The sequence below is a fragment of the Brevundimonas sp. 357 genome, assembly GCF_003938605.1.
GTDB lineage: Bacteria > Pseudomonadota > Alphaproteobacteria > Caulobacterales > Caulobacteraceae > Brevundimonas.
The window spans coordinates 124,805-145,371 of sequence record NZ_RHWX01000007.1 but is presented as its reverse complement, the minus strand read 5'-3'; the positions used below and the strand labels follow the sequence as shown (position 1 = coordinate 145,371).

Sequence of the window (20,567 nt, the reverse complement as noted above, 5' to 3'; positions counted from 1 at the left end):
GCCATCAGCGCCCGGCCAGGACGCGCATCATGTCCAGGCGGATCAGGCGGGCCAGGTCGGCGGCGGCCCGGTCCTCGCCGTCCTGTTGTGCGGCGATGGCGGCGTAGGGCTGATCCGCGGCGGCGTAGGTGACAGTCGTGGTCTGCACGCCCTTTATCGCATCTCCGCCGGCGGCGGGGGTCAGGGCCCAGGCGGCCTTGACCGTCAGCTCATAGCGGCTGGCCGTATCGTCGATACGACGGCCCAAGGGGCGACGGCTCTGCTCGACCTCGGTCGTCAGGCGATAGAGGGGCGAAAGACCGCCTCCATCGCGACCGAAGGCGTCTTCCAGATGTTCGCGCAGCCGATAACCCAGGCGGTCGTCCGGCGTGGTCACGGCGATGCGCGAGAGGTTCGAACCCACAGCGCCTTCGCCGTACATGGGCGTGAAGCCGCAGGCGGACAGCAGGCTTGCGCCCGCCAGGACGCCGAGCAGGGTCAGACGGCGCATCAGCCGGCCACCAGATTGACGATACGGTCGGGCACCACGATCACCTTGCGAACGCTGAGGTTGTTGGCGGCAAGGTAGGCCTGAACCGTCGGATTGGCGAGAGCGGCGGCCTCGACCATCGCATTGTCCGATCCGCGCGGCAGGACGACCTCGCCCCGACGCTTGCCGCCGATCTGGACGGGCAGGGTGACCTGGTCGTCGGCGGCCAGGGCCGGGTCATAGACGGGCCACGGCGCGTCCAGCACCATTCCGGCCTCGCCCAGCTGGGTCCAGGCTTCCTCGGCCAGGTGGGGGGTGAAGGGCGCCATCAGCCGCGCCAGGGTCGACAGGGCGGTCTTCTTCGCTTCGGCGCCGGCCTTGTCGTGTTGACGGATGGTCGCCAGGAAGGCGTAGAGCTTGGCCACGGCCGAGTTGAAACGGAAATGCTCGACGCCTTCGCTGACGGCCTTGATGGCCTTGTGCGTCTCGCGGATTAGGGCGGCGTCGACATCGGCGTTTGCGGGCGCGGCGACGTCGAAGGCGGCGTATTCGCCCCAGACGCGCTGGACGAAGCGGGCGGCGCCTTCGACGCCGCCGGTCGACCATTGGATGTCGCGTTCAGGCGGGCTGTCGGACAGGATGAACAGGCGTCCGGCGTCCACGCCATAGGCGGTGATGATGTCCTGGGGCGCGACCACGTTCTTTTTGGACTTGGACATCTTTTCGATGTCGCCGATCGTCACCGGGGCGCCGGTGGACAGGCGGGTGGCGACGCGCTGGCCGTCCACGGTCTCGATGCGGATGTCCGACGGTTCGACCCAGCGCGGTTTGCCGCTGTCCTCATGACCGTCGAAATAGGTCTCGTGGATCACCATGCCCTGGGTGAACAGGCCGGCGAACGGCTCCTTCACGTCCATCAGACCGGCGTCCGACAGGGCGCGGGTGATGAAGCGGGCGTAGAGCAGGTGCAGGACCGCGTGCTCGACGCCGCCGATGTACTGATCCACCGGCAGCCATTTGGCGGCGGCGGCCTTGTTGATCGGCTCGGCCGCCTTGGGATCGGCGAAGCGGGCGAAATACCAGCTGGAATCGACGAAGGTGTCGAGCGTGTCCGTCTCGCGCCGGGCGGCGGCGCCGCACGACGGACAGTTGACGTGTTTCCACGTCGGATGGCGGTCCAGCGGGTTGCCCGGTACGTCGAAGGTGACGTCCTTGGGCAGTTCGACCGGCAACTGGTCGGCCGGAACCGGCACGACGCCGCAGGCCTCGCAGTGAATGACCGGGATGGGGCAGCCCCAGTAGCGCTGACGGCTGACGCCCCAGTCGCGCAGGCGATAGATGGTCGCGCCTTCGCCCGTTCCGGCGGCCTCGATGCGGCGGATGGCTTCGGCCTTGGCGGCCTCGATGTCCAGACCGTTCAGGAAGTCGGAATGGAAGATGGAGCCGGGGCCGGTATAGGCCTCGTCCGCCACGGCGAAGTCGTCGCCCGCGCCCTCGGGGCGGACGACCGGGATCACCGGCAGGTCGTATTTGCGGGCGAAGTCCAGGTCGCGCTGGTCATGCGCCGGGCAGGCGAAGATGGCCCCGGTGCCGTAGTCGGACAGGATGAAGTTGGCGATCCAGACCGAAACCTCGGCCCCGGTGAAGGGGTGGACGACCTTCAGCCCCGTGTCCCAGCCGATCTTCTCGGCCTGTTCGATGTCGGCCTGGCTGGCGCCGCCCTTGCGGCATTCGGCGACGAAGGCGGCGACCTTGGGGTCGGCCTCGGCCAGTTGCTTCGAGATCGGATGATCGGGGGCCAGACCCATGAAGCTGGCGCCGAACAGGGTGTCCGGGCGGGTGGTGTAGATCTCCAGCCCGTCATTGAAACCAGCCGGGGCGGCGCCCGCCCAGGCCCATTTCATCTGCAGACCCTTGGACCGGCCGATCCAGTTTTCCTGCATCAGGCGGACCTTTTCAGGCCAGCGGCCTTCCAGCTCGGCCAGGCCGTCAATCAGATCATCCGCATACTGAGTAATGCGCAGGAACCACTGGTTCAGCTTGCGCTTCTCGACCACGGCGCCCGAGCGCCATCCGCGCCCGTCGATGACCTGCTCATTGGCCAGGACGGTGTTGTCGACCGGATCCCAGTTGACGACGCCGTCCTTGCGATAGACCAGGCCGCGCTTGAACAGCTCCAGGAACCAGGCCTGCTGCTTGCCGTAGTAGTCGGGGTCGCAGGTGGCGAACTCACGCGACCAGTCCAGCGACAGGCCCAGCAGCTTCAGCTGGTCGCGCATGGTGGCGATGTTGGACCAGGTCCAGTCGCCGGGATGGACGCCGCGCTCCATGGCCGCGTTCTCGGCCGGCATGCCGAAGGCGTCCCAGCCCATCGGGTGCAGGACGTCGAAACCCTGCGCCCGCTTGTGACGCGCCACCACGTCGCCCATCACATAGTTGCGGGCGTGGCCCATGTGGATGTTGCCCGACGGATAGGGGAACATCTCCAGGACGTAGTATTTCGGACGGCCGGTGTCGGCGTTGGACACCGAAAAGGCGTCGGCCTCGGCCCATCGGGCCTGCTGGCGGGGTTCGGCGGTCTTAGGCTCGTAACGGGCCACGGCGTATCCTGAGGCGGCGCCTCAGGCGCGAAGCTTGAGGCGGGCCTGAGGACGCGTTGAAGACGAAAGGTGAGGGGCGGCCGAACTTTAGCGACGGGCCGCGTTGGCGAGGTTGAGCTGGCGCGCCTTGGTCAGGATGGCGTTTTCCAGATCGGTTTCGGTCTGGGCCGCGACCGGGGCGGAGACCCAGGCGCCGGCCGCGTCCTTGACTTCCTTGGTCACGGCGACGTTCAGGGCGTCGGCGCGCAGGCGGCGATCCAGGATGAAGACGGTCGCCTTGAAGCGCTCGTTCGGCGCCTGCGGATTGACGTACCAGTCATAATTGACGACGCCGCCCCACGGATCGGCGTTGGCCAGCGGCATGAAGGACAGGGTGTCCAGGGTGGCGCGCCACAGATAGGCGTTGACGCCGATACCCAGCTGAGCTTCGGCCGAAGGCGCCTTGGCCTTGGACTCGCCGCCGACGAAGGGCAGGCTGGAGCAGCCGCCGAGCAGCAGTCCCGAAGCGATCAGGGCGACCGCAGCGCCGCGAACAAGAGCCATTCCGTGTCTCCGCAAAAGGGTTGGACGCCATGACGCCGGGCGGCGTCGGATCGTCGTCCGACGTCGCCGCGAACGCACGCGCCGCAGCGACGCTCTATAACACGGCGAAAAGGGGCGATGACAAGGCGAACCCGCGTTCTGAGCCTCCAATATCGATCAGGGAATGCCGTGACGGCGTGACGCAGGCGCCACAGCCGCCGCCGGACTCGTCGAGAACCTGCGCCTTGGACGTCTGACGCGTTGACCCCGGCGCATCAGTCCATATCTTATCCCCAGGCCGGATGGTTCCGGTTCGTCAACGATGGATCGACGACTCAAGTCGGTCTTCTGGGTGGGTGGAATGCGTTTCGTCGCCGTCATCTCTGGATGCGTGGGCGCCCTGGCTCTGGCCGGGATGACGAACGACGCCTCGGCTCAGACGCGTGGCCGTGCGCCCGCCGTCAGCCTGGCGGACATCGCCGCTCAATCCTCGGCCACGCCAGCGTCTCCAGCGCAGCGGCGCGGCCTGCGTTGGAACGAGAACGGCCGCTGGGGCCTGAACTTCAACCTGAACCAGCCCGTCGGCCGCGAAGCCGACTGGGGCGACGTCGAGGCCGGGGCCTATTACCGCCTCAGCCCGCGCCTGCGCGTCGGCGCCGCCGCCAACCTGGCCTCGCCGGAAGTCGATCCGGCCCGCGCGCCTGAAAGCGCCGCCGACCGCCGCGCCGCCCCGCGCGTGCGCCTCGAGACCATCTTCAAGTTCTGATCCTGGGCGCCTCTCTCAGCGAGAGGTGAACGCTGTCTGGATCGCTTCCACGCCCGCCAGACCGCACGCACCTGATTCGCTGAGGGCTTCGGCGTTTCGCGCCGTGATCCCGCCCAGGGCGTAGGCCGGGCAGGAGGCCAGGGCCGCCAGGTCGGAGAAGACTTTTACCCCTAATGCGGGCTTGGCCGCCGAGGCGCCGCCGGCGGTGAAGACGGGCGACAGCACCAGGGCGTGCAGGTCGCGCGCGCCGCGCACCGCCGCTTCGGAATGCGCCGCGCCGGTCAGCAGCCAGTCCGGCCGCCGTCCCGACAGGGCGTAGGCCGAGGACAGGGCGCGTTCGGGCAGATGCACTCCGTCGGCCTCCACCCGCTCGGCCAGGACGGCGTCCAGTCCGACCAGCAGCAGTCCGCCCGCCGCCCGCGTCGCCTCGCGCAGACGAAGCCCGGTCTCGACGGCGTCGGCGGCGCCGAAGGCGCGGTACACGACGCCCGCGCCCGCAGGCAGGCGCGCCGCCGTCTCCCACGGCCGAGGCGTGCGCTCGGGGTCGGTGAAGAACAGCAGGGGCGGCAGGGGGCGCGGGCTGACAGGCGCCGCCGTGAGGGCTACAGACTGCGACAGGGCCTGGGCCGTCGCCCACAGGGTGCGCGCGTCCTCGGCCATGAGTTCGGACAGGGTCATGACCGCCACTACGCCCGCTTTCGCCGTTTCGTCCATCGCCGACCGCTTCGCCGAGGTGCGCCGCCGCATCCATGACGCGGCCTTGGCGGCGGGCCGCGACCCCGCTTCGCTGGTGCTGACGGCGGTGTCCAAGACGCAGGGCGACGCCGCCCTCGACGCCGCCCTGGCGACCGGCCAGCGGGTCTTCGGCGAGAACCGGGTGCAGGAGGCCAAGGCCCACTGGGGCGAGCGCCGCGCCGACTTGCCGGATCTCGAGCTGCGCCTGATCGGCCCCCTGCAGACCAATAAGGCGCAAGATGCGGTCGAACTGTTCGACGTCATCGAGACTTTGGATCGCGAACGCCTCGCCGACGCCCTGGCCGCCGCCGCGCGTAAGACGGGTCGTCGTCCCCGCGTCCTAGTTCAGGTCAATACGGGCGCCGAGCCGCAGAAGGCGGGCGTGCTGTCGGACGACGCCGACGCCCTGATCGCCGCCGCGCGCGACGTTCACGGCCTGACGGTCGAGGGGCTGATGTGCATTCCCCCGGCCGATGAAGACCCCGCGCCGCACTTCGCCCTGCTGGCCGCGATCGCTGCGCGCAACGGCCTCTCGATCCTGTCGATGGGCATGAGCGGTGACTATCTGACGGCGATCGAGGCGGGCGCGACCCATGTTCGGGTGGGTTCGGCCCTGTTCGGGGAACGAAATATGGTCCCTGTGGCCTCTTAGGACGCAATATCGCGTTTGGCGCCCTTGGCGTCGGGCCCAAGCCTCGCCATTCTAAAGAGACCATGCGCACGCCCAAGACCATTCTGATCATCGATGACGACAACGACCTGCGCGAGGCCTTGGCCGAGCAGTTGGCGCTTCACGAGGAATTCCGCCCGGCCCAGGCCGCGACGGCGACCGATGGCGTGCGCCAGGCCAAGGAGGCGCGGGCCGATCTGATCCTGCTCGACGTCGACCTGCCCGACATGGACGGGCGCGAGGCCTGTCGCCTGATCCGCAAGGCGGGCGTCTCCACCCCGGTCATCATGCTGACGGCGCAGTCATCGGATTCGGACGCCATCCTCGGCCTCGATTCCGGCGCCAACGACTATGTCACCAAGCCCTTCCGCTTTGCGGTGCTTCTGGCGCGCATCCGGGCCCACCTGCGCAGCCACGAACAGTCCGAGGACGCCGTCTTCCAGGTCGGCCCCTATGAGTTCCGTCCGGCTTCCAAGCTGATGGTCGACGACAAGGGCAAGAAGGTCCGGCTGACGGAGAAGGAAACCAACATCCTCAAATACCTCTATCGCGCCGGGGCCAAGCCGGTGTCGCGCGAAGAGCTGCTGACGGAGGTCTGGGGCTACAACGCCGGGGTCACCACCCACACCCTGGAAACCCACATCTATCGCCTGCGTCAGAAGATCGAGGTCGAGCCGGGCCAGGCCCGTCTGCTGCTGACCGACGCCGGCGGCTACCGCCTCCAGCCCTGACATCCAGATGAGCGAGCGTCGCCCGACCCCGCCGCTGGTGGCGCTTCGGGCGTTCGACGCAGCCGCCCGCCTCGGCAGCTTCCGCGAAGCGGCCGAGGAGCTGGGCGTCACCCCCGGCGCCGTCAGCCGCCATGTGAAGGCGCTGGAGATGCGGCTGGGCCTGCGCCTGTTCGATCGCTTCAACCGTTCGGTGCGCCTGACCGCCGACGGCAAGCGCCTGGCTCAGGGCGTGGCCGACGCCTTCGAGCGGCTGGAAAGCGCGCTGGAGGCCGTGCGGCCGGGTCGTTCGCGCCAGCTGCGCATCACCGCCCTGCCGTCGCTGGCCAGCAAATGGCTGTCGCCGCGCCTGCATCGCTTCAGCGAGGAAAATCCGGACCTCGACCTGATCGTCTTTGCCGAGGACCGCATCGCCGACCTGTCGAACGGTGAGGCCGACGTGGCCCTGCGCTACGGAGAAGGCCCCTATCCGGGCCAGGTGGCGCGGCGGCTGGTCAATGAGCGGCTGATCCCGGTCTGCGCCCCGTCCTTCGCCGCCGCGCGGCGGTTGAACGAGCCGTCCGACCTGCTGGACGTGGTGCTGATCCATGAGACCTGGCACGACATGCCCTACGCCGACCGCATGGGCTGGAAGGCCTGGTTCGAGAGCGCCGGGGTTGATGATCCCCGGGTGAACCACCTGCGCGGCCCCCATTTCAGCCACAGCCATCTGGCGCTGGAGGCGGCCCTGTCCGGACGCGGCGTGGCCCTGACCTCGGCGCCCCTGGCGGCGGACGACCTGCGCGAGGGGCGGCTGATCCAGCCGGTCGATCACGCCCTGACCAACGATCTGGCCTATTGGGCGGTGGTCCTGCCCGAGCGGGCGGACGAACCCAAGCTGCGGCGCTTCCTCAACTGGATCGTGGCCGAATCACGGCTAGATGAGGACGCAGATGAGGTTCGGGTGACTTGAAGTCACTTGAGACGGCCTAACCGTGGTTTGTCCCCGGCGGCCGCGCTTCCTATCTTGAGACCGTTCGGAACTCCCCCGCCGAAAGGAACCAAGTCATGAAACTCGTGCATCCCCGCGCTTCGAGCTTCTCGTTCGAAGGCATCGTCGTCTTCACCGGCAGCGTCACCCTGATCCTTCTGGGCGTGCTGGCCGGCGCCAAGCTGCTGGGCGCAGCCTGAGCCAAACTCAACGCGGGCGCCATTCGCTGAGAAGGGCGCCCGTGGCCCCATCCTCGAAGGCCAGCCGGTCCAGCCGCAGCGCGGCGACGCAGACCGGACGGCTTTCGGCGTCCTTCTGGACGCAGTGGACGGCCTTGCCGTCCGCGAAGGCGGTCAGCCGTCCTTCCAGCCGCAGCGCATAGCCGCCCGGCGCCGGCGTCGGCGCGACGCCCTTCTCCCCCCGAATGACATGGACATAGGCCTGGCCCTGACGACGGCCCAGGCGCGAACCGCCCGTCTCGAACACGGCGGCCAGCCCGGCGCTGCGTTCGGGCTGGACGATTGGCGGCGCCGCGACGTCGTCAACGGTCTTGGCCTCAGCCGTCTTGCCCTCGGCGGGCGTTTTGATCGCCGTTTGAGCCGGCGAAGGCGCGAGATCCGGGGCGGGGGCGGCCAGAGTCGCTGACGCCGGGCAGGCGTCCAGGCCGCTCCATGGCCGGGCGATCCAGAAACCTTCGACCGCCTCCCACTTGTCGACCGCCCCTTCGCGGGTTGCGGGGACCAGCGCCGACGCGCCCAGGTCTTCCGGCATGACCGTCAGCGTCAGGCTTCCATCCGCATTGCGAACGAGGCGAGGCAGGCCGCCGACCTCGCTGACGACGGCCGCCTCGCCGCCGCAGCCGAAGGGCAGGCGCACCGACACCGTTCGGCCCGTCAGGGCCGCGTTGCGGGTCTGGCCGTCGGCCAGGGCGGTTCCGGCCTCGGTCAGGGCGGCCAGCAGGGCGGCGCGGTTCAGCGTGGAGTCCAGCACGACCGTCGGCGGCGGGGTCGGCTCCGCAGGCGCGGCCGGTTCCGGCGGACGTTGACACCAGGTCAGAAGCGGCAGGGCCGCCGCGAGGGCGAGCGGCGCGGCGAGACGGGTCGTTGTGATCGACATGGAACCAGCCTAACACGGGAAACGCTGATTGACGCCCCGACCCGTGATCGTGGTCGCGGCTGGGCTGAAAGAGGGGGTCTTGCGCGGGTGACGCTGGACCAGATTATCGCGCTTATCGTTCTGATCGCCGTGGTCGGGGTGATGATCCACGGGCGGATGCGTTCGGACGTGGTGGCGCTCAGCGGCGCGGCGGCCTTGCTGCTGTTCGGCGTGGTGCGCCCGGTCGAGGTGCAGAGCGCCTTCGCCAGCCCGGCGGTCATCGCCCTGGCCGGGCTGTTCGTCATCGCCTACGCCATCGAGCTGTCCGGCCTGCTGGGGTTGATGATCCGCAAGGCGACGTCCTTGTGTCGGCGTTTCGGCGCGACGGGCATCTGGGTGGTGATCGGCCTGTGCGGCTCGGTCGGCGGTTTCCTGAACAATACGCCGGTGGTGGTGCTGGCCGCGCCGGTCGTGCGCGACATGGCCAAGTCGCTGAAGCTGTCGCCCAAGCGGTTCCTGATGCCGCTCAGCCATGTGACGGTGATGGGCGGGCTGCTGACCCTGATCGGCACCTCGACCAATCTGCTGGTCAACGACATGGCGCGCAACGCCGGTCAGCCGGTGTTCAGCCTGTTCGAGATCACGCCCGTGGGCCTGGTCATCGCCCTGGTCGGGGGTCTGTGGCTCTATTTCTTCGGCGCGCGCCAGCTGGGCCGTACGGCGACCGCCGAAGAAGAGGCCGAGGCCGAACGCGAGCGACAGGAGGCGGAAGCCCAGGCCGAAAAGGCCTCGCGTCAGGGGCGGTGGCGTCTGCCCTTCTCCCTGCCGTCCCTGACCCGTCTGGGCGAAAGCCGAAGCCAGCGCGACGGCACCGGCGACGCCCATCTGGGCGACGTCGACCTCTACGCCTCGGCCGACCGGCCCTTGCAATGGAAGCGGGCGCTGATCGCCCTGGCGGTCTTCGTCCTGGTGGTGGCGGCGGCGGGGCTGGGGATCGCGCCGATCGCGGCGGCGGCCTTCGCCGGAGCGGTGGCCCTGATCCTGCTAGGCGTGCTGACGCCGGAAGAGGCCTATTCGGGCCTGAAGCCGGACATCCTGCTGCTGATCGCCGGCATGGTGGTGGTCGGCACGGCGATCGAGGTGACGGGGCTGGCGGCGCAAGGGGCGGGCCTGCTGATCGAGGTGATCCGCCCGTTCGGGCCGCTGGGCGCCCTGATCGTGCTCTACGGCGTGACCCTGTTCGCGACTGAGCTTCTGTCCAACGCCACGGTGGCGGTGCTGGTGACGCCGATCGCGGTCGCCCTGGCCGAGAGCCTGGGGGTCGATCCGCGCCCCTTCCTGGTGGCGGTGATGATGGCCGCCTCGGCCGCCTTCGCCACGCCCTTCGGCTATCAGACCAACGTCCTCGTCTATCAGATGGGCGGCTACAGCTACATGGACTTCGTCCGGGTCGGCACGCCGCTGAACCTGATCACCTGGGCGGCGGCCATGGTCGCCATCCCGATCTTCTTCCCCTTCTGAGGCGGCTTCAGACGTCCAGGTCCATCACGACCGGAGCGTGGTCGCTGGGCCGTTCCCATTCGCGCACCGTGTCCAGGATGCGGGCGCTGCCCTGGACTACGGCGGGCGTCAGGCCGGGCGAGGTCCACAGGTGGTCCAGCCGCAGGCCCCGGTTCGACTTGCGGAAATCCTTGGCGCGATAGCTCCACCAGCTGGCCAGCTTGACCGGGTCGGGGATCTGGTCGCGCACCACATCGGCGAAACCGCCCGCCTCCTGAAGCCGGTACAGGGTCTCGACCTCGCCGGGGGTGTGGCTGACCACCTTGGACATGAAGCGGTGGTTCCAGACGTCGTTCTCGCCCGGCGCGATGTTGAAGTCTCCGGCCAGGACCAGCGGCCGCTGGCGGTCGCGGGTCTTCATCTCGGCGGTCAGCCGCTCATAGAAGTCCATCTTGTGATCGAACTTGGGGTTCAGCGCCCGGTCCGGCAGGTCGCCGCCCGCCGGTATGTAGAAGTTCTGCACCTCGACGCCCTCGACCACGGCCGAAACGCAGCGGGCGTGGCCTTCGCGGCAGACATCCAGCTTGGGGCTGTCGACGATGGGCAGGCGGCTGGCGATGGCCACCCCGTGCCAGCCCTTCTGGCCGCCGATCCGCAGGTAGGGCAGGCCCATGTCGATGAAGGCCTGACGCGGAAACTGGTCCTCGGTGCATTTGATCTCCTGCAGGCACAGGACGTCCGGGGCGTTCTCGGCGACGAAGCGGGCGACCTGATCGATGCGCAGGCGGACCGAGTTGATGTTCCAGGTGACGATGCGAAGGCTCATGCAAGCGGGCTTAGCAGCTTGGCGGGGCGGGGTCTAAGCCGGTTGTCGCGCGTATTAAAAAAGCGCCCGGAGCCAGGTCCGGGCGCATGAAGTTCGTCTCTCTCGCCGCCAGGCGGGGATGAATCCGTGGCGGGCGGGACGGCCGCCGCCGTCCTGTGTTCAAAGTGTCACGCCAAGCGAAAAAGGTCAAACTGTCACAAAATCGCCCCGCTTCTTTTTTCGCGACAAATCAGTTGCGGCGGTTGCGACGGGTCGGGTCGCGCAGCTGGAACAGGCTGGCGGCCAGGCCCGGAGCCGGTTGCAGCGTGGTCAGCTGGACCCGCGTACGCGAGCCTTGCGAGTCGGTGATGGTCCATTCCTGCAGCCGCACGGGCGAACCGGCGAAGGCCAGGATGACCGAGCCTTCGTTGGGACGGCGCGCGTCGCGGGCCGTGATGGCGAAGGCGCCGGAGTCCATGCGCGTGATCCGGTCGATCTTCACGCCCTGATCCAGCCGGACCTCGCGCGCCAGGAAGGTGGACAGCGGGGTCTGGCCCAGCGGCGCCTGGCGGAAGACGTTCAGGCGCGGATCCCAACGGCTGACGTTATTGCCGTCGGCGACGACCAGCAGGCCCGCAGGCTCGGTGTACTCGAACCGCATCTTGCCGGGGCGTTGCAGATAATAGCGGCCGGTGCGGCGCTGATTGTTCGGCCCGGTCTCGACGAACGTTCCCTGGGCCGTGGTCATGGCGGTCAGATAGGTCTGGGCCTGACGCAGGACGGCCTGGTCGTCGGCCGACAGCCCGGCCTGCGCCAGGACAGCGGCGGGGGCGGCGGCGAGCGCGACCAGGGCGGCGGAGCCGAGGCCGAAGGCGCGGCGGGAAATGCTCATGTCTTTTCTTCTCCCGTTCTGAACGGTTTTCGACCCGATTGAGGGTGGGGGCTTCATCCGGCAGGCTGATGACGCCAGCCTGACCATATTCCGGCGCTCCGATGAAGCGGTGTTCATTGTTTTAGTGTCCTAGCGCTCGCCGCGCGGCGGCTCGCTGCTTGAGGACGTGAGGCGTTTAAGCGTCAGCCGAGGCGTGTTGTTCCTCGTCGCGCGCGATTGGCGCTGAAGCAGCGAGCCGTCGCGCGGCGAGCGATAGCGCCCGGCGGCAAAGCCGCCGTTTCGGCTGCAAGCCGATCAAACCATAGGCGGCGGTCCGGCCAGCACTTCGCGCTTGCCGGCGTGGTTGGCGGGGCTGACGACGCCTTCCTGCTCCATGCGTTCGATCAGGGTGGCGGCGCGGTTGTAGCCGATCTGCAGGCGGCGCTGGACGTAGGAGGTCGAGGCCTTGCGGTCGCGCGTGACCACGGCCACGGCGCGGTCATAGAGGTCATCGCCGGTGCCGCCGCCTTCATCGCCCATGGCGCCGTCGCCGTCTCCGTCCGGCTCGTCGGTGATCAGGTCGAGGTATTCCGGCTCGGCCTGGGCCTTCAGGTGTTTGCAGACGTCCTCGACCTCTTGATCGCCGACGAAGGGGCCGTGCAGGCGGGTGATGCGGCCGCCGCCCGCCATATAGAGCATGTCGCCCTGACCCAGCAGCTGCTCGCCGCCCTGTTCGCCCAGGATGGTGCGGCTGTCGATCTTCGACGTGACCTGGAAGGAGATTCGGGTCGGGAAGTTGGCCTTGATGGTGCCGGTGATGACGTCCACCGACGGGCGCTGCGTCGCCATGATCAGGTGGATGCCCGCCGCGCGCGCCATCTGGGCCAGACGCTGAACCGCGCCTTCCACGTCCTTACCCGCGACCAGCATCAGGTCGGCCATCTCGTCCATGACCACGACCAGATAGGGCATGGGCTCAGGGCGGATCTTCTCGGACTCATAGACCGGGCGGCCCTGTTCGTCGAAGCCGGTCTGGACGGTGCGTTCGAAATGCTCGCCCTTTTCCTGCGCCTCGCGGGCGCGCTCGTTGTAGCTGGCGACGTTGCGGACGCCGAGCTTGGACATCCGGCGATAGCGGTCCTCCATCTCGCGCACGGTCCACTTCAGGGCCACGACCGCCTTCTTGGGATCGGTCACGACCGGCGCCAGCAGATGCGGAATGCCGTCATAGACCGACAGCTCCAGCATCTTGGGGTCGATCATGATGAAGCGGCACTCGGCGGGGGAGTGACGATACAGGATCGACAGGATCATGGCGTTGACCCCGACCGACTTGCCCGAGCCGGTGGTGCCCGCGATCAGCAGGTGGGGCATCCGCGCCAGGTCGGCGACGTAAGGCTCGCCGCCGATGGTCTCGCCCAGCGCCAGCGGCAGCAGATGGCTCTTCTTGTCGTACTCGCCGGAGGCCAGCAGGTCGCGCAGGAAGACCGTCTCGCGCTTGGCGTTGGGCAGTTCGATGCCGATGGCGTTGCGGCCCTGAACCACGCTGATGCGGCAGGCGCGGGCGGACATGGAGCGGGCGATGTCGTCGGCCAGGGCCACGACGCGGCCGTGCTTCACGCCGGGCGCGGGCACCAGTTCGTACAGGGTGACGACGGGACCGGGGCGGATCTGATCGATCTGGCCGCGCACGCCGAACTCCTGAAGCACGCCCTCCAGCATCTTGGCGTTGGCCTTCAGCGATTCCTCGTCGACGGCGCCGCCGCGCTGGCCGGGTTTGGCCAGAATGCCCAGCGGGGGCAGTTCGAAGCCGCCCTCATTGGCGAAGTCGAAGGCCTGTTGGTCCGCGTCGCTGCGGACGGGCTTGGGCGCCTTGACGGCCGCGACCTTGGGCTCGGCCGGTCGGTTGGTGCGGGCCGAGGGCGGGGCGATGGGGGCGGGGGCCGCATCCGCCCACGGCGGGGTGTAGGCGTCGGCCTCGTCGGCATAGGCGTCCGCGTCGTCGTGAGCTTCGGACGGGGGCGCGAAGGCGGCTTGAGCGGAAGATTGGGCAGGTGCGGCGAGGGGGCCGTCGGCCTCCATGTCGTCGGCTTCGGGCAGGCGATGGCGCGGCTTGCGGGCCGGGACGGCGGCCTCGGCGACGGCGCGCGGGGTCTTGCCCGGCTTGGCGGCCTTGGCCGGTCGGACGGCGCGGACCTCGGCGCCCTTCTGGGCGGCCCAGCCTGCGGTGTCGGTGAAATCGCGCAGGCGCAGCCCCACGGTGTAGGCCAGGCTCCACAACGCCAGGATCACGAAGAGAAAGCCCAGGATGATGCGCGCGCCCGGCACCTTCAGAGCGCCCAGGCCGTTGGCGGCCAGGCCGGTGACGGCGTCGCCCCACAGTCCGCCCATGCCCGCCGCCAGCGGCCATTTCGCGGGCGCCGCGGGGGCCGACAGGGCGGCCGACATCAGCAGCACGCCCGCGACGGCGCAGAAGATCTTGAACGGGGTCGGCTGCAGCCGGTGCTGCAGGGCGTCGCCGATGGCCACCGCCAGCCCGAAGGCGATCACCAGCAGAACGGCGGGCCACGCCGCCAGCCCCAGCGACTGCATGATCAGGTCGGCGAAGGTCGCGCCCGCCCCGCCCAGCCAGTTGGTCGGCGCTTGCGCCGATGCGGCGTTCCAGCTGGGATCGGCCGGGTTCCACGAGATCAGGGCCACCAGCAGAAGGGCGGCCAGCATGGCCTGCAGCACCCCCCTGAACCGCACGGCGAAGGGCGCCGCCCAGACGATGCGGGCGGTGCTCCAGACGCGATGGCCGAGCGCGAGGGCGGCGGACATGAAGGCGGACCTCTGAAAACGGGACTCTGGCCCTTAGTGCCTCGCATAAGGTTAAAGCGGCATTTACCAGCCCGGTCTTTGCTGGCGCGGATGAGCCCTTATGTCCCAGTGCGCCTGCGGGCTTGAGGTGGCGTGACGCGCGATAGGGGCCTAGAACGACAGCATGAGCGGATCGGACGACTACGACATCATCATCGCCGGCGCAGGCTTGGTCGGAGCGACCTTTGCGCTGGCGACGGCGCAGGGCGGCCTGCGGCCCGTCATGGTGGACCCTCAGCCCTTTGACGCCCAGCTGGCGCCGACGTTCGACGGGCGGGCGACGGCGATCTCCTACGCTAACTTCCGCATGTTGAAGGCCCTGGGGCTGGGCGAGGCTCTGGAGCCGCACGCCTGCCGCATGGACCGCATTCTGGTGACGGACGGCCGCCGTCCCGGCGCGGCCAGCCGCAAGCCCTCGGCCGCCTATATCCGCTTCGACGCAGATGAGATCGGCGACCGCAACGGCGGCGAGCCGCTGGGCTATATGGTCGAGAACCGCCGCTTGCGTTCTGCGCTGGCCGAGCTGGTCCAGGCGCAGGGGCTGGAAGTCCGCGCCCCCGCCGCCGTGGCCGATGTGGCCGTCGGGCCGGGGCGGGCGACGGTGACGCTGAAGGACGGCTCCACCCTGTCGGCGCCGCTTGTGATCGGGGCCGAGGGCCGCAACTCGACCGTGCGCCGCGCGGCGGGCATAGACGTTTTCGGCTGGACCTATCAGCAGAGCGGCGTGGTTTGCACCGTCCGCATGGAGAAGCCGCACGGCAACGTCGCCCATGAGTATTTCCTGCCGGACGGCCCCTTCGCCATCCTGCCGCTGACGGAGAACCGGGCCAATCTGGTCTGGACGGAAAGCACCCGCCGGGGCGAGGCGTTGCGCTCGGCCTCGAACGAGGCTTTCCACGCCCATATGACGCGGCGGTTCGGCGACTTCCTGGGCGGGCTGACGATCGAGGGGCCGCGCTTCGTCTATCCTCTGTCGCTGCAGCTGGCCGAGGGGCTGACGGCGCCGCGCATAGCCATCATCGGCGATGCGGCCCATGGCGTTCATCCGGTGGCGGGGCAGGGGCTAAACATGGGCCTGAAGGACGTCGCCGCCCTGTCCGAGGTGCTGGCCGAGGCTGCGCGCATCGGCGAGGACATCGGCTCGGAACTGGTGCTGGAGCGCTACGCCCGCTGGCGCCGGTTCGACAATGCGGCGCTGGCGGCGGGGTTCGACGGCTTCGTGCGTCTGTTCTCCAACGACATCGCCCCGGTGCGGCTGGCCCGTGATCTGGGCATGGCGGCGGTAAACCGCATCGCCCCCCTGCGCCGCGCCTTCATGCATGAAGCCGGCGGGGCGACGGGGGATCTGCCTCGCCTGCTGCGCGGCGAGAGCTTGTAAGAGAGCCTGCTCGGCTCAGTCGTGGGCGTGCAGCAGCACGTCGGCGTCGTCGCGGCGGTCGGCCTCTTCCACCGCGCAGCGCAGGGCCGAGGCCCGGTTCTGGAACAGGCCGAAGAAGAGCCCGTCCGAAGAGGTCAGGCGCCAGACGCGGCCCAGGCGGCGAATTTCGAACGGGACGGGCCGGGCCTTGGCGCGGGCGGCGGTCATGAGCGGGGCTCGGTCTGGAGCAGGCCGTCAGCCTGACGCTGTAGCTGGCGGGCGATGCGCGCGGCGGCCTCGCGGTTCTTGAAGGGGCGGGTGACGCAGCCGTCCAGGGTGACGCACCAGCCGCCGTCGCGGGCGACGACGCCATAGGCGCGCGGGCGGTGAGGGGCGGCGGGGCGCCCGTCGGGATAGCCGCTCATCATCGCGGGCGGCTCCCGTTGCGAGGCGTGCAGCCCAGGTAGAGGGCCAGCACGGTCTGGACCATGCGCCAGACGCCGGGTGCGGGCGGGCTTGGGCGGCTCAGCGACTGGTTCAGCAGGGCGCGGCGGCTCATGAGGGGCTCCTTCATGAGACGAAGAAACACCCGACGGCCATAAGGGCGCGATGAGGAAAGCGGGGCGTCGCCTAAGCGCGACGTAAGGTTCAGTCCAGCGGGCGGGCGTCTTCGGCCAGCATGATCGGCACGCCGTCGCGGATGGGGAAGGCCAGCTTGGCGCCCGCCGAGACCAGTTCGTTGCGCTCGCGGTCATAGGTCAGGCGGCCGCGCGTGACCGGGCAGACCAGCACCTCCAGCAGGCGGGGATCGACCGAGACGGGGGTGTTGAAGGCGTCGCTCATGATCTTTTTAGTTTCCTATCGTTCGCGCCGCGGGCGCTCACTGTTTGAGGAAGTTTGCGCCCTATCGCTCGCGCCGCGGGCGCTCGCTGCTTGAGGGCGTCGGGCGCCCTGTTCTGTTGGTCGTGTGTTTATCGCGTTGGGCGCGCTCAGACTACTGCATCGCCGGACCCGGTTCGTCGTCGTCGGGGGCGACGGCTTCGATGCGCAGGAGGGCGGTTAGGGCCGCTTCGCGCTCGGTCAGGGTCAGGGCCTCCAGCAGGGCCTGTTTCTCGGGCGGATCAAACGGCAGGGCCATGGCCAGGCTGTTGATCAGGGCCTCCTGCGGCGCGGCGCGGGCCGTGTCCCAGTCGATGTCCATGCCGCGTCCCGCCAGATAGGGCGCCAGGGCCGAGAGGAAGGGCTCGCGGTCGAAATCCTCGGCCGGGTCCGGGGCGCGCAGGTCCGCCTCATAGGGCAGGAAGTCGACCCGCGCCTGGCGATAGGGGGTGCGGACCTGCATCTCGGTCGCCACGGCGAAGCGGCACACTCCGGTCAGGGTGATCAGATAGCGCCCGTCCGACGTCTCGGCGAAGCTGGTGATCCGTCCGGCGCAGCCGACGCGGGTCAGGGGCGGGCGCAGGCCCGCGGGGCCGACCGGCTGGATCAGGCCGATCATCCGGTCGCCCGCCATGGCGTCGTCCACCATGTTCAGATAGCGCGGCTCGAACACGTTCAGCGGCAGCTGTCCCCGCGCCAGGAGGATGGAGCCCGGCAGCGGAAAGACCGGGATCACCTGGGGAAGTTCGCTGGCCTTGACGTAGCCCTGAGCCATGATCGCGCCGTTAGGAGAACAGGATGGAGGACAGGCGTCGTCGGCCGTCGCGGGCGACTTCGCTGTTGGGGCCGGCGGCCTCGAACACCGTCAGCAGTTGCTTGCGCGCCGCCTGGTCGTTCCACTCGCGCTCGGCCTGGACGATGGTCAGCAGGTGGTCGACCGCCCCTTTCAGATCGCCCGCCGAGGCCAGGGCCTGGGCCAGGTCGAAGCGGGCCTCGTGGTCGTTCTTGTTCGCGGCCAGCCGGGCCTCCAGCTCGGCGGTCGCGCCCGTCGGGGCGGCCGAGGCCAGCGACAGCTGGGCGCGCACGGCCTGGACCGTCGGCTCGGTGGAATCTGCGGGGGCCATGGCGCTGGTCTGGGCCGCCTGTTCGGCGTCGCCCTCAGCCAGATAGACGCGGGCCATGCCGGCGATGGCCTTCTGGTTGTCCGGCTCCATCGTCAGGACGTGGGCGAAGGCCTGGGCGGCGCCGCCCAGATCGCTGAGACCCAGCGATTCCTCGCCCAGCGACAGCAGTTGCTCGACGTCGGTGTTGACGCCTTCTCCGCCGGTCAGCTTGTCGATGAAGGCCTTGATCTGGCTGTCGGGAATGGCGCCCTGGAAGCCGTCGACCGGCTGGCCGTTGACGAAGGCGTAGACGGTCGGGATCGACTGCACCCGCAGCTGGCCCGCATAGGCCGGGTTGGCGTCGACGTCGATCTTGACCATCTTCACCGCCCCCTTGGCGGCGCGCACGGCCTTCTCCAGCGCGGGGCCGAGCGTCCGGCACGGGCCGCACCAGGTGGCCCAGAAGTCGACGATGACCGGCTGATGCTTCGAGGCCTCGATCACATCGGTCATGAAGGAGGCGTCCGTGCCGTCCTTGATCAGGTCGGGCGGGGTGGTCAGGGACGGGTCGGCGAAGGTCATGGTCGGGTCCGCTTGGGGGTCGAAGGAAGGTAACGGATCAGATGGCGTCGGGATGCCTCGCCATCAAGCCGAAAGCGCGCCTTGCCGCAGGCGAAGGCGAGGAGAGCGGAAAAAACAGAGTCCAATTCGTCTGAATCGTCTGAAATCTCCCTGTCGCCGAAATGGATGACGACCCAGCATCCTTCTCCCACAAGGGGAGAAGGAAGAAAGAGAGGCGGCTTCGTCATGCCGTAGCAGGCGGGTGCGTCAGAACGGGGCGCAACCCTATAGCCGGTCCATCCGCAGCCAGCGGGCGTCGCCCAGCCAGGCGGTCTTGAGGGCCTGATCCGCGGCGGCGGCTTCGGCGGCGCGGCCCTGGGCGGCTTCGGCGCGGGCCAGGCCGTAGAGGGCCCAGCCGTTGTTCGGGGTCTGGGCCAGGGCCAGGCGGAAGGCGTCGGCGGCCAGGTCCGGGCGCCCGGCCTGATAGAGGGCCGCGCCCAGCGACTGATGCACCGGATAGTACCAGAAGGCGGGCTCCATATAGGGCAGGGCGGCCTCCAGATCGGCGGCGCGGCGATAATGCTCCGTCGCCTCGGCGGGGCGGCCGCGCGCCATGGCCATGCGCCCGTAGGCCACGGCCTCGGCCAGGGCCAGAAGATCGGGCGCGGGCACGCCCTGGGCGACCATGTCGGCCAAGGCGGGGGAGGCCTTCAGCGCGTTCAGCGCCGCCATTTCGCGGTCGAAGCTTCTCTGGTCGTGCAACCGGGCGTGGGCGACGGCGCGGGCGTAGTGGCGCATGGCGGCGGCGTAGGGCAGGCGGGCGTCGGGGGCGGGCGCGGCCAGGACGGCGCGCGGTTCGGCGAACTGGGCCAGGGCCTGATAGGGGGCGGCGTCGATGACCTGGACCCAGGCGATGCGGGCCGAGGTCGCCGAGTCCAGCACCGTGCGCAGCCGCCGCGCCTCGCGCAGGGCGGTGTCCATGTCGCCGGCCATCTGGGCCGAGGCGACGATGAAGTGGATGTTGTGCGGATAGTAGCCGTAGCGGACCAGGCTCTCGTCGTTCGTGTCGCGGATGAAGGCCTCGTCCGCGCGCGCCGCCGCGAGGTTCAGGCGCATGGCCTCGGCGTAGCGGCCGCGCCGCAGATAGATGTGGCCCGGCATGTGCACCAGATGGCCGGCGCTGGCGGGGCGGGAGGCGGTCATGCGGTCGGCCGCCGCCTCGGCCCGCGCGGGATCGGCGGCCTCCATCAGGTGAATATAGAGGTGGGCCGCCTGCGGATGGTCGGGGCTGCGGTCCAGAACCGTCTCGATCAGGCGGATCGCGTCGCCGATGCGGCCGATCGGCGTGCGCTGGTCGGCCTCCCAATAGTTCCACGGCGTGGTGTCCATCGCCGCCTCGGCGGCCAGGACGGCGACGTCGTCGTTGTCGGGAAAGCGGCGCGCGGCGACCAGCATGGCGTCGGCGTAGGCGGCGTCCAGGGCGGCGCGGTCGGCCGCCGGGTCGTCGGAATAGCGCAGGCCCAGGGCGTCGATCAGCGCCTGCTCGTGCGGCGCGGCCCCGGCGCTCAGGACCAGGGCGCGGTTCAGGGCCTTGAGCGCCGCCGCCCGGTCGCGTTCGTCCATCGGAGCGTTGATGTTGGGGCCCAGGGCCATGGCCTCGCCCCACCAGCAGGCGGCGCATGCGGGATCGCGGCTCTGCGCCTCGCGGAAGGAGCGCACGGCCCCGGCGTGGTTGAAGCCGTAGGCCAGCGTCAGCCCCTGGCTGAAATAGGCCTGGGCGCCGGCGTCGTCGGTGCTCGCCTTGAACGGCGAGGTCGTCAGGTCGGGATAGAGAGGGATGGGCTGGGCCTGGCTGGCGGGCGCGGCGACGGCCGAGGCGACCAGCAGGCTGCGGGCCAGGGCGCCGCCGGCGGAACCCGGCCCGCAGACGCCGCCGAACAGGCGCTCTAGGCGCAGCGCCGTTGCGGCGTCGGACGCAGGGAGGGCGGTCATCGGCCCGGCCAGAACCAGACCCGCTCCGCCCACGGCGAAGGCTTTCCAGAACAGTCTCATGCACCGTCCCCTTTCAGGGCCTGAC

22 protein-coding genes are annotated in these 20,567 nt (G+C 69.6%); 7 read left to right on the top strand and 15 right to left on the bottom strand.

Annotated features, from left to right (window positions below; translation table 11 throughout):
* Nucleotides 1-4 precede the first annotated feature (4 nt).
* From lptE to EGK63_RS08210, 3 genes are all read right to left on the bottom strand, one after another.
* Nucleotides 5-490 carry an LPS assembly lipoprotein LptE gene (gene lptE / locus EGK63_RS08220; RefSeq protein ID WP_125900779.1) on the bottom strand — a complete coding sequence of 162 codons (486 nt, stop codon included), beginning with the start codon at nucleotides 488-490 and terminating at the stop codon, nucleotides 5-7.
* The gene (leuS, locus tag EGK63_RS08215) at nucleotides 490-3,069 is read right to left on the bottom strand and encodes a leucine--tRNA ligase (protein ID WP_125900778.1); all 2,580 of its coding nucleotides are present in this window, start codon (nucleotides 3,067-3,069) and stop codon (nucleotides 490-492) included. Before leuS ends, lptE begins: the two co-directional genes overlap by 1 nt.
* Nucleotides 3,070-3,156: 87 nt before the next feature.
* The gene (locus EGK63_RS08210; RefSeq protein WP_125900777.1) at nucleotides 3,157-3,612 is read right to left on the bottom strand and encodes a DUF3576 domain-containing protein; all 456 of its coding nucleotides are present in this window, start codon (nucleotides 3,610-3,612) and stop codon (nucleotides 3,157-3,159) included.
* Nucleotides 3,613-3,952: 340 nt separating this feature from the next.
* Here EGK63_RS08210 and EGK63_RS08205 point away from each other — a divergent pair, with 340 nt between their 5' ends.
* On the top strand, nucleotides 3,953-4,357 hold the full coding sequence (locus EGK63_RS08205) for an NtrZ family periplasmic regulatory protein (protein ID WP_125900776.1): 405 nt from the start codon (nucleotides 3,953-3,955) through the stop codon (nucleotides 4,355-4,357).
* 15 nt (nucleotides 4,358-4,372) lie between these two features.
* Here the strand turns inward: EGK63_RS08205 and EGK63_RS08200 are convergent, their stop codons facing one another.
* Nucleotides 4,373-5,035, bottom strand: a complete 663-nt coding sequence (locus EGK63_RS08200) for a thiamine phosphate synthase (protein ID WP_243637620.1) — start codon at nucleotides 5,033-5,035, stop codon at nucleotides 4,373-4,375.
* On the opposite strand from EGK63_RS08200, the gene EGK63_RS08195 reads away from it, so the two are divergent.
* The 4 genes from EGK63_RS08195 (at nucleotide 5,034) to EGK63_RS16900 (ending at nucleotide 7,660) form a co-directional block, all read left to right on the top strand.
* Nucleotides 5,034-5,744 carry a YggS family pyridoxal phosphate-dependent enzyme gene (locus EGK63_RS08195; protein ID WP_125900774.1) on the top strand — a complete coding sequence of 237 codons (711 nt, stop codon included), beginning with the start codon at nucleotides 5,034-5,036 and terminating at the stop codon, nucleotides 5,742-5,744. The two genes, EGK63_RS08200 and EGK63_RS08195, sit on opposite strands and share 2 nt — an antisense overlap.
* Before the next feature lie 62 nt (nucleotides 5,745-5,806).
* Nucleotides 5,807-6,493: a response regulator transcription factor gene (locus EGK63_RS08190; RefSeq protein WP_003166566.1), complete on the top strand. Its 687-nt coding sequence runs from the start codon at nucleotides 5,807-5,809 to the stop codon at nucleotides 6,491-6,493.
* Between the two features lie 7 nt (nucleotides 6,494-6,500).
* Complete coding sequence (gcvA, locus tag EGK63_RS08185; RefSeq protein ID WP_125900773.1) at nucleotides 6,501-7,442, top strand: transcriptional regulator GcvA; 942 nt, start codon at nucleotides 6,501-6,503, stop codon at nucleotides 7,440-7,442.
* Nucleotides 7,443-7,537: 95 nt separating this feature from the next.
* The gene (locus EGK63_RS16900; RefSeq protein ID WP_256375772.1) at nucleotides 7,538-7,660 is read left to right on the top strand and encodes a hypothetical protein; all 123 of its coding nucleotides are present in this window, start codon (nucleotides 7,538-7,540) and stop codon (nucleotides 7,658-7,660) included.
* A 7-nt stretch (nucleotides 7,661-7,667) separates the two neighbouring features.
* On the opposite strand, the gene EGK63_RS08180 is transcribed toward EGK63_RS16900, so the two are convergent.
* Nucleotides 7,668-8,576 (bottom strand): hypothetical protein, encoded by a 909-nt coding sequence (locus EGK63_RS08180; protein WP_125900772.1) that lies wholly within the window; start codon nucleotides 8,574-8,576, stop codon nucleotides 7,668-7,670.
* Nucleotides 8,577-8,663: 87 nt separating this feature from the next.
* Here EGK63_RS08180 and EGK63_RS08175 point away from each other — a divergent pair, with 87 nt between their 5' ends.
* The gene (locus EGK63_RS08175) at nucleotides 8,664-10,076 is read left to right on the top strand and encodes an SLC13 family permease (protein ID WP_125900771.1); all 1,413 of its coding nucleotides are present in this window, start codon (nucleotides 8,664-8,666) and stop codon (nucleotides 10,074-10,076) included.
* 7 nt (nucleotides 10,077-10,083) lie between these two features.
* Here the strand turns inward: EGK63_RS08175 and xth are convergent, their stop codons facing one another.
* From xth to EGK63_RS08160, 3 genes are all read right to left on the bottom strand, one after another.
* A complete protein-coding gene (gene xth / locus EGK63_RS08170) occupies nucleotides 10,084-10,881 on the bottom strand; it encodes an exodeoxyribonuclease III (RefSeq protein WP_125900770.1) in 798 nt (265 codons plus the stop codon).
* Nucleotides 10,882-11,110: 229 nt separating this feature from the next.
* A complete protein-coding gene (locus EGK63_RS08165; protein WP_125900769.1) occupies nucleotides 11,111-11,752 on the bottom strand; it encodes an outer-membrane lipoprotein carrier protein LolA in 642 nt (213 codons plus the stop codon).
* Nucleotides 11,753-12,046: 294 nt separating this feature from the next.
* Nucleotides 12,047-14,551 (bottom strand): DNA translocase FtsK, encoded by a 2,505-nt coding sequence (locus EGK63_RS08160; RefSeq protein WP_125900768.1) that lies wholly within the window; start codon nucleotides 14,549-14,551, stop codon nucleotides 12,047-12,049.
* 163 nt (nucleotides 14,552-14,714) lie between these two features.
* On the opposite strand from EGK63_RS08160, the gene EGK63_RS08155 reads away from it, so the two are divergent.
* Complete coding sequence (locus tag EGK63_RS08155; RefSeq protein WP_125900767.1) at nucleotides 14,715-15,968, top strand: UbiH/UbiF/VisC/COQ6 family ubiquinone biosynthesis hydroxylase; 1,254 nt, start codon at nucleotides 14,715-14,717, stop codon at nucleotides 15,966-15,968.
* A 15-nt stretch (nucleotides 15,969-15,983) separates the two neighbouring features.
* Here the strand turns inward: EGK63_RS08155 and EGK63_RS08150 are convergent, their stop codons facing one another.
* From EGK63_RS08150 to EGK63_RS08125, 7 genes are all read right to left on the bottom strand, one after another.
* Nucleotides 15,984-16,175 (bottom strand): hypothetical protein, encoded by a 192-nt coding sequence (locus EGK63_RS08150; RefSeq protein WP_125900766.1) that lies wholly within the window; start codon nucleotides 16,173-16,175, stop codon nucleotides 15,984-15,986.
* Nucleotides 16,172-16,372 (bottom strand): hypothetical protein, encoded by a 201-nt coding sequence (locus tag EGK63_RS08145; protein WP_165906560.1) that lies wholly within the window; start codon nucleotides 16,370-16,372, stop codon nucleotides 16,172-16,174. The genes EGK63_RS08150 and EGK63_RS08145 overlap by 4 nt, the downstream gene beginning before the upstream one ends.
* Nucleotides 16,372-16,506, bottom strand: a complete 135-nt coding sequence (locus tag EGK63_RS16895) for a hypothetical protein (protein ID WP_256375771.1) — start codon at nucleotides 16,504-16,506, stop codon at nucleotides 16,372-16,374. The genes EGK63_RS08145 and EGK63_RS16895 overlap by 1 nt, the downstream gene beginning before the upstream one ends.
* Before the next feature lie 89 nt (nucleotides 16,507-16,595).
* Nucleotides 16,596-16,790, bottom strand: a complete 195-nt coding sequence (locus EGK63_RS08140) for a Trm112 family protein (protein ID WP_003166576.1) — start codon at nucleotides 16,788-16,790, stop codon at nucleotides 16,596-16,598.
* 151 nt (nucleotides 16,791-16,941) lie between these two features.
* The gene (locus tag EGK63_RS08135) at nucleotides 16,942-17,601 is read right to left on the bottom strand and encodes an LON peptidase substrate-binding domain-containing protein (RefSeq protein WP_125900764.1); all 660 of its coding nucleotides are present in this window, start codon (nucleotides 17,599-17,601) and stop codon (nucleotides 16,942-16,944) included.
* Between the two features lie 10 nt (nucleotides 17,602-17,611).
* Nucleotides 17,612-18,511: a thioredoxin gene (gene trxA, locus EGK63_RS08130; protein ID WP_125900763.1), complete on the bottom strand. Its 900-nt coding sequence runs from the start codon at nucleotides 18,509-18,511 to the stop codon at nucleotides 17,612-17,614.
* A gap of 264 nt (nucleotides 18,512-18,775) precedes the next feature.
* Nucleotides 18,776-20,542, bottom strand: a complete 1,767-nt coding sequence (locus EGK63_RS08125; RefSeq protein WP_125900762.1) for a hypothetical protein — start codon at nucleotides 20,540-20,542, stop codon at nucleotides 18,776-18,778.
* Nucleotides 20,543-20,567 lie beyond the last annotated feature (25 nt).

Coding starts and splice junctions, on each gene's coding strand:
- lptE (WP_125900779.1), bottom strand. CDS start 490: ATGCGCCGTCTGACCCTGCTCGGCGTCCTGGCGGGCGCAAGCCTGCTG.
- EGK63_RS08210 (WP_125900777.1), bottom strand. CDS start 3,612: ATGGCTCTTGTTCGCGGCGCTGCGGTCGCCCTGATCGCTTCGGGACTG.
- EGK63_RS08205 (WP_125900776.1), top strand. CDS start 3,953: ATGCGTTTCGTCGCCGTCATCTCTGGATGCGTGGGCGCCCTGGCTCTG.
- EGK63_RS08195 (WP_125900774.1), top strand. CDS start 5,034: ATGACCGCCACTACGCCCGCTTTCGCCGTTTCGTCCATCGCCGACCGC.
- EGK63_RS08200 (WP_243637620.1), bottom strand. CDS start 5,035: ATGACCCTGTCCGAACTCATGGCCGAGGACGCGCGCACCCTGTGGGCG.
- EGK63_RS08190 (WP_003166566.1), top strand. CDS start 5,807: ATGCGCACGCCCAAGACCATTCTGATCATCGATGACGACAACGACCTG.
- gcvA (WP_125900773.1), top strand. CDS start 6,501: ATGAGCGAGCGTCGCCCGACCCCGCCGCTGGTGGCGCTTCGGGCGTTC.
- EGK63_RS16900 (WP_256375772.1), top strand. CDS start 7,538: ATGAAACTCGTGCATCCCCGCGCTTCGAGCTTCTCGTTCGAAGGCATC.
- EGK63_RS08180 (WP_125900772.1), bottom strand. CDS start 8,576: ATGTCGATCACAACGACCCGTCTCGCCGCGCCGCTCGCCCTCGCGGCG.
- xth (WP_125900770.1), bottom strand. CDS start 10,881: ATGAGCCTTCGCATCGTCACCTGGAACATCAACTCGGTCCGCCTGCGC.
- EGK63_RS08165 (WP_125900769.1), bottom strand. CDS start 11,752: ATGAGCATTTCCCGCCGCGCCTTCGGCCTCGGCTCCGCCGCCCTGGTC.
- EGK63_RS08160 (WP_125900768.1), bottom strand. CDS start 14,551: ATGTCCGCCGCCCTCGCGCTCGGCCATCGCGTCTGGAGCACCGCCCGC.
- EGK63_RS08155 (WP_125900767.1), top strand. CDS start 14,715: ATGAGCGGATCGGACGACTACGACATCATCATCGCCGGCGCAGGCTTG.
- EGK63_RS08150 (WP_125900766.1), bottom strand. CDS start 16,175: ATGACCGCCGCCCGCGCCAAGGCCCGGCCCGTCCCGTTCGAAATTCGC.
- EGK63_RS08145 (WP_165906560.1), bottom strand. CDS start 16,372: ATGAGCGGCTATCCCGACGGGCGCCCCGCCGCCCCTCACCGCCCGCGC.
- EGK63_RS16895 (WP_256375771.1), bottom strand. CDS start 16,506: ATGAGCCGCCGCGCCCTGCTGAACCAGTCGCTGAGCCGCCCAAGCCCG.
- EGK63_RS08140 (WP_003166576.1), bottom strand. CDS start 16,790: ATGAGCGACGCCTTCAACACCCCCGTCTCGGTCGATCCCCGCCTGCTG.
- EGK63_RS08135 (WP_125900764.1), bottom strand. CDS start 17,601: ATGGCTCAGGGCTACGTCAAGGCCAGCGAACTTCCCCAGGTGATCCCG.
- trxA (WP_125900763.1), bottom strand. CDS start 18,511: ATGACCTTCGCCGACCCGTCCCTGACCACCCCGCCCGACCTGATCAAG.
- EGK63_RS08125 (WP_125900762.1), bottom strand. CDS start 20,542: ATGAGACTGTTCTGGAAAGCCTTCGCCGTGGGCGGAGCGGGTCTGGTT.